Here is a 12213-nt window from a genome sequence, read left to right as displayed (position 1 = left end):
GAACCCTCGCGCCGGTTGCCCGACCTACCGCATTTCGAGTGCGGACCCTTCAGCCTCTTGGGTACTCCTCCGTGCTTTACGGCGCTCTTTAAAGAAGTCTTTCATAATTTGGCTACATTCATCACCAAGCACACCAGATGCCAGTTCAGGCTCATGATTTAAACCTGGATGAGAGAGCACATTGAATAGCGATTCTACGGCGCCTCCTTTGTAATCACTTGCACCATATACAACGCGATCAATACGACTGTTGATAATGGCTCCAGCGCACATCGGACACGGCTCTATCGTAACATACAGGGTACAACCAGTCAACCGCCAGCGCTTTAGGACATCGCATGCTTCGCGGATTACGAGAACCTCTGCATGAGCCGTTGCATCATGATCGAGTTCACGACGATTGTGATGGCGTGAAACGATGATATTGTCTTTTACAAGAATGGCACCGATAGGAATTTCCCCAAGAGTATAAGCCTTGCGCGCTTCTTCCATAGCGATGGCCATAAAATACTCGTCGCGAGAGCGTTCATCCATATTTTCAATGTCTACAGTAATGTCTTTTGTCATTGGCATACCTCTTCATGTATAATATCTTACATAAAGTCTATCACAGTGTGCGCAGTTATGCGAATAGATTATATGGGGGAATTATGGATATTATATGGTATATGTTTGATATGATTGGCACCATTGCCTTTGCTGTATCCGGTGCGCTTGTTGGGGTAGCTCGGAAGATGGATATATTTGGTATGGCCGTCTTGGCGTTGGCTACGGCTATCGGTGGCGGTATTGTACGGGATGTATTGCTCGGTTATTTTCCGCCAAACTCACTGCGAAATGTGGTGTACGTAACGGTTGTCTTAGCTGTAACAGTTATTGTGTTCTTGATTTATAATAGCCGATACCGCAAGCATGCGATGGGTCCTCGTAGTCGAGCTAGTTATTTGCTAGCCGATGCATTAGGCTTAGCATCATTTACCGTTACAGGTGCTTCTGCAGGTTTTAAACTCTATCCAGAGTTGCCTATCTTTATTGTGTTGCTCGGTACAATCACTGCTGTTGGTGGCGGTATTATCCGCGATATGTTGGCGCAACGCATCCCATCTGTTTTGAAAGAGGATGTATATGCCTTGCCTAGTATTATTGGCGGCATCGTTTATTATCTTATGGTTACATCTAGTTGGGACAGTATGGCCGTATATGGTGCTTTCACAGTGGTACTCGTTATCCGTTTGTTAGCCATCAAGTACAATTGGAGTCTGCCTAAGGTAGGGAAAACCAAGCCAGTTGCGAAATAATAGTCAAATGATATAATTATACTATTGAGCATATGAACATTTCATAAAAGTGTCAGAAAAAGAGAGTATTATAAAACAGTTCATTTCGCGAGTCGGGAGTACTCGCTACACAGAAGGAGATTTGATTTATGACGAATAAATGGTTGAAAGTAGCACTTATGGCTGCAGCTATCGCTACTGGTACATCTATTAATATTGATGCGGAAACCGTGTTGTACGTACCTCAAGATGATCGCCCTGTAAGCTTACAATATACTGTAGATACAGCTCGTGAAGCAGGTATGACTATATTGACACCACCTCAAAATTTGATTTCTGGTAAGAATTACCAAGGTCAAGCGGATCAAATCATGGCTTGGGTTGAACAAAATGCAGGCCGTGCTGATGTGATGGTATTGAGTACAGATACGCTTATTTATGGTGGTCTTGTAGACTCTCGTAAACACAACATTCCACTTTCCACATTGGAAAGCCGTTTAAAACGCATTGAGTCCTTAAAAGCTCGCAACAAAAAAGTACGTATTTATGGCTTCGGTACTGTAATGCGTTCTCCACGTGCCAGTGGTGGCGGCACTGAACCAGCTTACTATGCGGAATATGGTCCTACTATCTTCCAAATTGCCGCATTGCAAGATAAATTAGACTCTGGTTCCTTAACACAAGAGGAAACTCAAAAATTGATGAGTCTTCAAGCCTCTGTTCCTGTAGAATATCTACAAGACTGGTTTGACCGCCGTCAAAAAAATATGAAAATCAACAAAGAGTTGATCGACGAAACTCGTAGCGGTGTATTCGATTACTTTGCATTGGGCCATGATGATACATCTCAATTGTCCCAATCTGCATTAGAAGGTCGTTACTTAAGTAAATACTCTAAGGATATTCCTGCTGAGAAATATGGTAGCTTCCCTGGTGCCGACCAACTTGGGCTCTTGTTGATGGCTCGTTCTCGTACAGATGAAAGTACAGAAAAACCTACATTCTCCGTAATTTATCCACTCGGTGGTGGCGGCAAAACATTGCCAGGTTACGAAGACCAAACCATCGATAAAACAATTGCTCAACACGTTGAGGCCGTAGGTGGCACAATGGTGACACAAGGCAAACCAACTGTGTTGTTAGCAGTGAATACACCACTTACTACAAGCACTGGTGAATCTGAAAGCTTCGAGAACTTCCCGATGATTTCTAATTCTACAAATGCTTTCGTAGATCGAATTCAACAAGCTGTTGATTCTGGTGTAAACGTAAGCGTTGCTGATATTGCTTATAACAATGGTGCGGACAATACATTAGTATCTGCTATGTACAAACGCGATATGTTATACAAAATCGGTGCGTACAATGGTTGGAATACCGCAAGTAATACGGTAGGCTACGCCATTGCGCAAGGGGTATTGCTCAAAACTATGAGCCCAGAAGGTCACCGCAAAATGTTGACTCAACAATATTTGGATAACTGGGCGTACCAAGCAAATATCCGCAAAGATATTTACCGTATGCAAGACTCTATTCGCACAGATAATGTACGTTATTCTGGCGAGTTAAATGAACGTCTTGAAAGCTACTTAGGCGAACGAATTCAAGACTTCGCTGAAAAATATCTCAAAATCGATCCTCGTACAGTAAAAGCTACATTCCCTTGGGGTCGCCTATTCGAAACAGATATTACGATCTACGATAAACCAGTGGTACCTCTTGAAAAAGAATTGCGCTTGAAACGTGAAGCAGAAGCGAAAGCTAAAGCTGAGGCAGAAGCTAAGGCTAAGGCTGAGGAAGCAGCTAAAGCGAATGGTCAAGCTGCGCCAGCACAACCTGCTCAACCAGCGAAGAAAACAGCTGCTCAAACTATATCATCTGTAATTCCAGTAGTTAAACAACCGGCTACAACATCTCAAGGTCCACGCCTTGTGCCAACACCTGCAGTTGTACCTGGTCAATAATGAATAGGGAATGGACATGAAAAAAGCATTTTTACCGGAAATTACATATATGCGTGGCCTCTGTATGCTCGGTGTTATCGGCATTCATGTAGGTTCTTACGCATTACAAAATCCTTTTGTAAATTTAGAACTCATTAGTGTCTTAGAAATTCTATCGCGCTTTGGAGTACCAGCATTTTTCTTCCTCTCTGCATTTGGATTGTTCTACCATACATCTGTAGAGGGACCATTCTCATATAAGGAATTTATGCACCGCCGTATTCAGGTGGTGCTATTTCCATATATTACGTGGTCCGTATTTTATTTGCTCTACACGGGACTAACGGCGCATAATCTAGGTAATTTACATCCTGGACCATTGGCTGTAAATCTATTGTTTGGTACGTCTATGTATCATTTATACTTTATGGTTATCCTCTTATGGTTCTACGTGATGATGCCTCTATGGCGAGCTATGGTGAAAGTCATCTTAAAACGCCCTGTATTTTGGATGGTTCTATTATTTATCATCCAAGTTGGCATCGATTATGTTTCGTCTTACATGCTCGGCCGTTGGGTAACAGAACATCTTAGTAATAACCCTGTGTTGAAATATCTTTTTGATATGAGACTTAATTATTGGGTTATCCATTATGTGTGGATATTCTTGTTGGGGGCTGTATGTGCTGAACGATATGAAACGGTATGCGAATACATGTGGCGCTATCGTTACTTATTAGGTGTTAGTGCGGTAGGCTCTATTTTATTGATGCTTGGATCCTACTACTATGTCATGGACGTATGGCATTATACAGTGCTTGAAGCAATTTATACAGTTCATCAAATGAGCCCAATGGGTGTTCTCTATACTGGACTGGGAACACTATTTAGTCTGTTCTTATTCCAAACCTTACCAATGAATGCGACTATGGAATCTACTTGGTCAGAAATAGGGGATAAGTCCTACGGTATTTATTTAGCACATCCATTCTGGTTGTTGATCATCTCTGGCGTGATGGCTAAATATAATCTTTTATATACCGTAGTTAATGTGCTAGCTATGTATGTGATGGCGCTAGGCCTGTCCTATTTGACTGCCGTGACATTAAACCATGTACCTAAACCATTACGTAAATTTATATTGGGACATTAATAATATACATCCGCTAGGATATAGTTTTTAGCTATGGCATCCTAGCGGATTTTTGTATATCTAAGTTATATCTTTCACAAAGTAAAGTGTGAAAATTTGAAAGTAATTGTGATATAATAAGTCCATGGTGATTACTACTTGATAGAGTAACGATATAGAAAAAGAGGTGCTCCTATGCAAGAATTAACATATTTTAATGGCGAGTTTGTTGAACCAGGTGCCAAAGTTATCAGTATTGATGACCGTGGTTATTTGTTTGGTGACTCTGTATACGAAGTGGTACGTGTCGTAAAAGGCCGTTGCTTCGCATTGTCTTACCATCAAGATCGCTTGTATCGCTCTATGCGTGAAATGGATATTCCAGTAAAAATGACCCCAGATGATTTAACAGAATTGCACGAAATTTTAATCGAGCAAAGTGAAATCAAAGAGGGCTATATTTATTTGCAAATCTCTCGTGGTGTAGCGCCACGCCATCATGCATACGATCGTTCCAAACTAGAACCACAAATGCTTATGTCTATCCGTAATTTGGATATGGATGCAGTTAATAAATTGGGTGAAGGTGTAAAAGCGATTGCATTACCTGATGAGCGTTGGGACCATGTAGATGTTAAGACTACTAACTTGATTCCAAATATTTTGGCTCAAACTAAAGCGGAAAAGAAATTTGCTTATACAGCTATGTTATTCCGCGATGGCATTTGTACAGAAGGTGCAACATCCAATGTGTTTGCTGTCAAAGATGGTATCTTGTATACGCATCCAGCAGATAATCATATCTTAAAAGGTATTACGCGCCAAATGATTTTGACTCGCGTAGCACCATCTCTAGGTATTACTCTCATCGAAAAAGAATTTGACCGCGCCTTTGTAGATGATGCGGACGAATTATTCTTTACCGATACAATTGGTGGTGTCATCCCAATTACTAAGCTAGACAGAAATCCAGTATCCGGTGGTAAACCAGGTGCTATTACACTTCGTCTACGCGAAGCACTAGAAAAATTGATGGAAGAAGGTTTGCCTTAATAGGTAATCTACTTTCATTACATGGTAAACTTTTACCTTAAGAAAGGACATTATTTTGATTCAATTACAACACATTAGTAAAGTCTATGAAGGCGCTACTCGTGTGGAAGCATTAAAAGATATTAGCCTTGATGTTAAAGAAGGTGAAATCTTTGGCATTATCGGTCAATCTGGGGCCGGTAAATCCACATTAATTCGATGCATCAACATGCTCGAAGCTCCTACATCTGGCTCTGTTATCGTCAATGGTACAGATTTAACAACACTTAGCAAATCCGATTTACGTAAAGCACGCAAAGATATTGGTATGATTTTCCAACATTTTAACCTTTTGTCCTCTCGTACAGTGTATGACAATGTGGCATTTCCGTTGGAATTACAAGGTTTGAGCAAATCCGAAATCAAGGAACGCATTACGCCAATCCTTGATATCGTAGGCCTTACTGAGCGTATGAATAACTATCCATCTCAATTGTCTGGTGGTCAAAAACAACGTGTTGGTATCGCTCGTGCCTTAGCTTCTAATCCAAAGGTTCTTCTTTGTGATGAAGCTACATCTGCTCTGGATCCGCAAACAACAGAATCCATTTTGAAATTGTTGAAAGATATCAACGAAAAAATGGGCCTTACTATCGTTCTCATCACTCATGAAATGCACGTAATCCGTGAAATTTGTGATCGTGTAGCGGTTATCGAAGGCGGTGTAATCCTCGAGGAAGGTAGCACTGTTGAAGTATTTACACATCCTCGTGAAAATACCACAAAAGAATTCATCAGCTCTGTTGTGAGTGATAACTTACCGCCAGAAGCGTTAGAACATTTGGAATTACATGATCAATGGATTGCAGGTACAGCTCCATTAGTACGTCTTAAATTCACAGGCCAATCTACAGATGAACCTGTAGTGGCAGGTCTCGTACGACGCTTTAACCTCGATGTAAGTATCCTCTTTGGTGGCATCGACTATATCCAAAATACATGCGTTGGTCGCCTTATCGTTATCTTGAATGGTGACCCAGAAAATGCGCAAGAGGGCTTAGACTACATCAAAACATTACCAATTGAAAGCGAGGTGATCGGTTATGTCAGAGCAAATCATTAATCTTCTCATAACTGGTACCCTTGATACATTGCAAATGACCATTATTTCTACGGTCATGGCTATGTTACTTGGTATTCCTCTCGGTGTTATTTTGGTAGTAACCTCTAAGGGTCATATCTTAGAAAATGTAGCGCTTAATAAGGTGCTAGGTGCTATCGTCAATGCAACGCGTTCCGTACCATTTATCATTTTGATGGTAGCTATCATTCCATTCACTCGTATGGTGGCAGGTACATCTATTGGTACCACTGCAGCTTGTGTGCCTTTAACAATCGCTGCAATTCCATTCTTAGCACGTCTTGTAGAAACATCTATTAAAGATATTAACTTTGGCGTAATTGAAGCGGCCCAATCCATGGGTGCAAGTCCACTCCAAATCATTTGGAAAGTATTATTACCTGAAGCATTGCCTACGATTATCGATAACGTAACGGTTCTTATCGTTAACCTCATCAGTTACTCTGCAATGGCGGGTGCTATTGGTGGCGGTGGCCTTGGTGATATTGCTATCCGCTATGGTTACCAACGTTTCCAAGCTGATATTATGATTGCTACCATTATCATCTTGGTTATTTTGGTACAATTAGTCCAAATGATTGGCGATGCTTGGTCTAAAGCGATGAATAAGAAGTAGGAGGATCCTATGAGTATCAATGAGAAGTTGAGAAGTGAACAAAACGATGAGCTATTCACCGCTATATTAACGCTTGAAAATACTGAGGAGTGCTATGCATTCTTTGAAGATATCTGTACGATTAATGAATTGAAAGCTTTGTCTCAACGCTTACAAGTAGCAAAAATGCTACGTGCCGGTGATAGCTACGAAAAAATTGTAGAAGAAACAGGTGCGAGCACGGCTACTATTAGTCGTGTCAAACGATGCTTAGTCTATGGTGCTGATGGATACACATTAGCTTTAGATCGTCTAGGTGCAAAATAAAATAAACTAGCATGACAACGGTGGCCTTTTGGCGACCGTTGATGTGCTATCTACAGGAGGTTTATATGGAGTGGCTTATTGAGGTAACAGGTTTACCATTTGATATCCTAATTCTCGTTTTGCTCGCTGTAGCAGGTGCTTTTGCCGGCTTTGTAGACTCCATTGTGGGTGGTGGGGGCCTAATCTCTGTTCCCGCTATGCTATTAACCAACCTTCCGCCGAGTATGGCCTTAGGCAGTAATAAGCTGTCTAGTATATTTGGAGCTGGCAGTGCGTCAATTACATTCTTAAGAAATCACATGGTTGATTTTTCTCTAGTTCGTAAATTACTACCTTTTACATTTATAGGATCCATGCTTGGTACCTTAGCAGTTGTATCGTTGCCACCTTTATATGTAAAGCCTATTATTATCGTCCTACTCGTGTGTGTCACGCTATTTGTGGTATTTAAAAAGGACTGGGGCGAGGTAAATCGTACGTCTCAGGTGGCGGGAAAGGCATTATATATTTGTATGGCTTTTGCTCTTGGTATCGGTATCTATGATGGCTTTATTGGACCTGGTACAGGTACGTTTTTGATTATGGGCTTTATTTTTACTGGATTTGACTTTTTGCATGCATCTGCGAATGCAAAAATATTGAATTTTACTAGTAATTTAGCATCCTTACTTGTGTTCTTATATTTAGGGCACGTTAATATTAAATACGGCCTTGCTACAGGGGCCGGTCAAATTATAGGTGCTTATTTAGGATCTCATTTAGCCATTGCTAAGGGCTCCTCATTAGTACGTGTTGTGTTCTTGTCGGTAACGACAGTGATGTTGTTGAAATTAGTGTATGACTACGTTTCGACATTGTAGGAGGGCAAGGTATGCCTCATAAAAGTGATGTACAAGTGGCATTGATTAGTGGTGGCACATCGGGAATCGGATTTGCTACGGCAAAATTGCTTCTTAAAGAAGGTTGGTGCGTTGTCATCAATGGTCGTGATGAAAAGTCAGGACAAAAGGCTAAGATGAAATTGCGTCGCTATTCTTCAAGGGTGCAGTACGTTCAAGGTGATGTATCGAAGATTGAAGATTGTCAGCGTATTGTAAAAGAAACAGTCAAACTATTTGGTGGTGTATCTGCTCTCGTAACAGCAGCAGGCTATTATGAAGAAGAGCTTCTGGCAGATGTAACAGAAGCAGCCTTTGATGAAATGTTTGGCACCAATGTGAAAGGTACGGTTTTCTTGTGCCAAGCGGCATTGCCCTATTTGCGCGCTACAAAGGGCAGTATCGTAACGGTAGCTAGTGATGCAGGCTTACAAGGCAATGTGGCTTGCTCTGTATACGGCGCTTCAAAAGGTGCGGTAGTGAGTTTTACGAAATCACTATCCCTTGAAATGGCACCACATAATGTGCGCGTTAACTGTGTTTGTCCTGGTGATGTGGATACCTCTTTAGTAGATAAACAAATTGCAAATGCTCAGCAAGATGCAGAGGCTGCTAAGGCTGAAATGGGCCAACATTATCCCTTGGGACGCATTGGTCAACCTCATGAAATTGGAGAGGTTATTGTATTTTTATTGAGCAATAAAGCTTCCTTTGTAACGGGGGCAGCATGGACTATCGATGGTGGTCTCACTAGTTGGTAAGATAGAAAATATTGGAAGTTATTTTATTTTTTAAATCTATAGATAATTAGAAAAATTCATTTCACTTCTAGCAATAGAATGGTATAATAATACTAATAATATGACCTATAGTTGGTTCACAACAAAGGAGAATACTTATGGCAGAATATAATGGCGTAACACTTGAGCCACTTATGGATGGTTCTCAAGACCGTGACTATCAAGTTGAACAATTTATTTTCTGGGGTGCAGGTCGTGCAGCGGCATTGGCATTATCCCCTAAATTCAGCAGTGTTGCTTTGTGCGCCAATGCAACGTATATGGTAACTCGCATTGCACATCTTTACGAAGTAGAATTACAATCTGGTGCCGTAGTGGGGCTAGTTGGTGGTCTTAGCACAGCTGTAGGTACAGCGGCTATTTCTCTTCTTGTTCCTCTAAAAGCAGTTCGCGTTCCTGTAGCAGTTGGTTTAACATATGCTATCGGTAAAATTGCTCACATTTGGATCCAAGATGGTATGCCTTCTGATATCGAACGTTATAAACCAATGGTTGCTGAATTCCTTGAAAGCGGTAAAGCTATAGCAGGTGACATCATCCGTGATGCAAGCGCTAGCATTCCTTTCACACAAGGTCAACGCGACGTTTGGGCTGGTATTGCTAATGAAACAGGTCTTGCTAAAGAAACTTTGAAACAAGTTTACGAAGAAAAAGTAACACCTGCTATCGATAAATGGAATACAGAAACAAAATATCAACTTCATGACAATGCAGCAGAAGTTGTGGCGAAAGTAACCGATGCGGCAAAAGAGAAAATTGATGTTGCTAAAGAAAATATTGATGTAGCTAAAGAATTAGCTAAAGGTGGCGTAGAAGTAGCTAAAGCTTCTGCACAAGCTGCAGTAGAAACTGCAAAAACTAAAGCTAATGATGCTGTTGAAACAGCAAAAGATGTTGCTACAAACACTGTTAATACAGCAAAAGATAAAATTGGTGGTTTGCGCAAATAGGCGCTAAAGGATTATGAAGATGAATCCATTAAAAATTATTACATATGGTAAGTATTTTAACGAATCTAAATTCGCCGCTTTTTTAGGACGATATGGTAAGAAGCTTGCCTTTGTACAACGAGCAGTGACCTTGTTCCTTTGTATGCGTGACAAGGACACTCCAAAATATGTAAAAGCAGTCATTGCTGGTGCCTTAGGGTATCTCGTATTACCTATTGATATTGTACCGGATACAATTCCTGTATTAGGTTGGATAGATGATGTAGCCGTGCTTGGTCTTGCCTTCAAGGTTGCCAATCGTTACATTAAAACTCGTCATCAAGAAGAGGCAAAAAAATACTTCCCATTTGGTGGCAGTAACTAGCTTTTAACCATTAAGGCAGTTTGATCCGTTGCGATTGAACTGCCTTTATTTATTTGACACGCTAAAGTAATAGATATACAATGAAGATTGTATTCTATGAAAAGAGAAGGAAAAATGTATGCATATTGCTTCAGTAAATGTACGCTTTTACGAAACCGATATGATGGGTATTGCGCACCATAGTAACCATTTTAGATGGTTTGAGCTGGCGCGCATTGAATTCCTTCGTAACATCGGTGTAACCCTGTGGGATATGATGAATGAGGATATTGTATTTCCTATTATGAATGTATCCTGCAATTATAAAGAACCAGCAAATTTCGATGATGAGCTTCATATCGAAACTTATTTGGTTAAGATGACACGTGCTCAAATGGTATTTCGATATCGTATGCGCCGTGCCAGTGATGGTGCTCTCCTAGCTACGGGAGAGACTAAGAATGCATTTATGTCAAAATCAACAGGTAAAATTGTGCGATTAGACGACACTTTTTATCAGCCTATGTTAGCAGCTGTTGAGGAGATGCCTAATGAGTAAAGTACAACAATTGCCTATCGGTGTATTTGACTCCGGTGTAGGCGGGCTATCTGTTTTAAAGGTCTTACAAGAACAATTTCCTAACGAAGACTTCATCTATATTGGCGACAATGCGAATAATCCTGTAGGAAATCGCAGTGATGATGAAATTACATATTTAGCTTGTCATATTGCAGAGGCTCTTGAAAAACAGCCTGTAAAATTGATGGTTATTGCTTGTAATACGTTTACTGTTGTAGCTCTTGATGCGGTACGTGAACGCGTGTCTGTACCCGTTATTGGAGTATCACAAGGCGTAAAAACAGCGATTAGTCAAAGCAAAAGCAAGACAATTGGTATCATGGCGACGGCAGCAACTGTGAATAGTCATATTCATAAACATGTAGCCCTTGAAGTTGATCATGAAGTGCTCGTATGGGAGCAACCATGTCCTGAATTGGCAGGCCTCATTGAGCAAGGTCATTTAGATGACTATTTTGTACGCGATGTATGTACTGAATATCTAGAGCCTTTATTGTCCCGAGAAATTGAGGTCGTAGTTTTGGGCTGTACTCATTTCCCATTTGTACAACCTTTGCTAGAGGAACTAACGTCAGGGCGCATTCAATTTATCGACCCTGCTTTTGAAACGAGTGAATTAGTTCGTCGTAGATTAGAGAGTAAGGATTTGTTTAATCCTCAAGAATCTGCAGGCACTGTAACATTGTATTTTACAAAGGATGTAGAGCTTGGTGATGCATTGAGCGCCTCTTTCCTCGATACAAATCGTCGGACCATTGAACATATTACATTGTAAAGGAGATGCCCTATGTGGTTTTATAACATCCTAAGTGTAGTAATAGGTATTATTGTAGCTATTGCCGCTTTGTATTTATTATTCCGTTTGTTCGTATTGAAACAAGGTAATGAAAAGGTTATCTTGTTACCAAAACGGGCAACAAACTTCCAAGTATCTGATCGTAATTTTGAATCCATTACCTTGTTCTGCGACATTCCATTCGTGAACAAAGGCCGTCAACTTGGTACAATTATGGATTTATTCCCACGTCCATTGTTACCAGAGGAACATTTTGATGCTGTGAAAGTCAATGCATGGGCTATGGATATTAACCGTCCTCGTCATGATGGTTATTTTGAAGCAGTTATCATCAAACCTCGTAAAGGCGGTACTATCCGTGTATTTGTTACGTTGACAGGTAAAAATGGCAATATTCGTGAAGATATTAAGGGCTTCCC

At 40.7% G+C, this 12213-nt stretch carries 15 protein-coding genes; 14 read left to right on the top strand and 1 reads right to left on the bottom strand.

What is annotated here, in order from left to right; translation table 11 throughout:
- Positions 1-24: 24 nt before the first annotated feature.
- Positions 25-567: a tRNA adenosine(34) deaminase TadA gene (tadA, locus tag QZR70_RS06880; protein WP_295794051.1), complete on the bottom strand. Its 543-nt coding sequence runs from the start codon at positions 565-567 to the stop codon at positions 25-27.
- Between the two features lie 83 nt (positions 568-650).
- Between tadA and QZR70_RS06875 the strand changes: the two genes are divergently transcribed.
- From QZR70_RS06875 to QZR70_RS06810, 14 genes are all read left to right on the top strand, one after another.
- A complete protein-coding gene (locus QZR70_RS06875) occupies positions 651-1298 on the top strand; it encodes a trimeric intracellular cation channel family protein (RefSeq protein WP_227721513.1) in 648 nt (215 codons plus the stop codon).
- Between the two features lie 128 nt (positions 1299-1426).
- Entirely contained in the window at positions 1427-3241 is a 1815-nt protein-coding gene (locus QZR70_RS06870; protein ID WP_295794050.1) for a DUF4127 family protein, read from the top strand.
- 10 nt (positions 3242-3251) lie between these two features.
- Complete coding sequence (locus tag QZR70_RS06865; protein WP_295794047.1) at positions 3252-4373, top strand: acyltransferase; 1122 nt, start codon at positions 3252-3254, stop codon at positions 4371-4373.
- A gap of 174 nt (positions 4374-4547) precedes the next feature.
- Complete coding sequence (locus QZR70_RS06860; protein ID WP_119208437.1) at positions 4548-5405, top strand: aminotransferase class IV; 858 nt, start codon at positions 4548-4550, stop codon at positions 5403-5405.
- A 55-nt stretch (positions 5406-5460) separates the two neighbouring features.
- Positions 5461-6507, top strand: coding sequence for a methionine ABC transporter ATP-binding protein (locus tag QZR70_RS06855; RefSeq protein ID WP_005387964.1), 1047 nt, complete (start codon positions 5461-5463; stop codon positions 6505-6507).
- Positions 6488-7141 carry a methionine ABC transporter permease gene (locus QZR70_RS06850; protein ID WP_005387966.1) on the top strand — a complete coding sequence of 218 codons (654 nt, stop codon included), beginning with the start codon at positions 6488-6490 and terminating at the stop codon, positions 7139-7141. Before QZR70_RS06855 ends, QZR70_RS06850 begins: the two co-directional genes overlap by 20 nt.
- Positions 7142-7150: 9 nt before the next feature.
- The gene (locus QZR70_RS06845; RefSeq protein WP_005387967.1) at positions 7151-7447 is read left to right on the top strand and encodes a YerC/YecD family TrpR-related protein; all 297 of its coding nucleotides are present in this window, start codon (positions 7151-7153) and stop codon (positions 7445-7447) included.
- Between the two features lie 65 nt (positions 7448-7512).
- Positions 7513-8307, top strand: coding sequence for a TSUP family transporter (locus QZR70_RS06840; protein WP_295794043.1), 795 nt, complete (start codon positions 7513-7515; stop codon positions 8305-8307).
- Positions 8308-8318: 11 nt separating this feature from the next.
- Entirely contained in the window at positions 8319-9086 is a 768-nt protein-coding gene (locus tag QZR70_RS06835) for an SDR family NAD(P)-dependent oxidoreductase (protein ID WP_295794041.1), read from the top strand.
- A 137-nt stretch (positions 9087-9223) separates the two neighbouring features.
- A complete protein-coding gene (locus QZR70_RS06830; RefSeq protein WP_156719658.1) occupies positions 9224-10075 on the top strand; it encodes a hypothetical protein in 852 nt (283 codons plus the stop codon).
- A gap of 19 nt (positions 10076-10094) precedes the next feature.
- Positions 10095-10439, top strand: coding sequence for a YkvA family protein (locus tag QZR70_RS06825; protein ID WP_060924113.1), 345 nt, complete (start codon positions 10095-10097; stop codon positions 10437-10439).
- A 118-nt stretch (positions 10440-10557) separates the two neighbouring features.
- Entirely contained in the window at positions 10558-10977 is a 420-nt protein-coding gene (locus tag QZR70_RS06820) for a thioesterase family protein (protein WP_295794039.1), read from the top strand.
- Positions 10970-11773, top strand: a complete 804-nt coding sequence (murI, locus tag QZR70_RS06815; RefSeq protein WP_295794037.1) for a glutamate racemase — start codon at positions 10970-10972, stop codon at positions 11771-11773. The genes QZR70_RS06820 and murI overlap by 8 nt, the downstream gene beginning before the upstream one ends.
- Positions 11774-11785: 12 nt before the next feature.
- Positions 11786-12213 (top strand): hypothetical protein (locus QZR70_RS06810; RefSeq protein ID WP_295794034.1); only part of this gene is annotated, 428 nt, incomplete at its 3' end.

Origin of the sequence: uncultured Veillonella sp. (assembly GCF_900545205.1) — a bacterium.
Lineage (GTDB): Bacteria > Bacillota > Negativicutes > Veillonellales > Veillonellaceae > Veillonella.
This window is presented reverse-complemented; position numbering and strand designations above follow the sequence as displayed.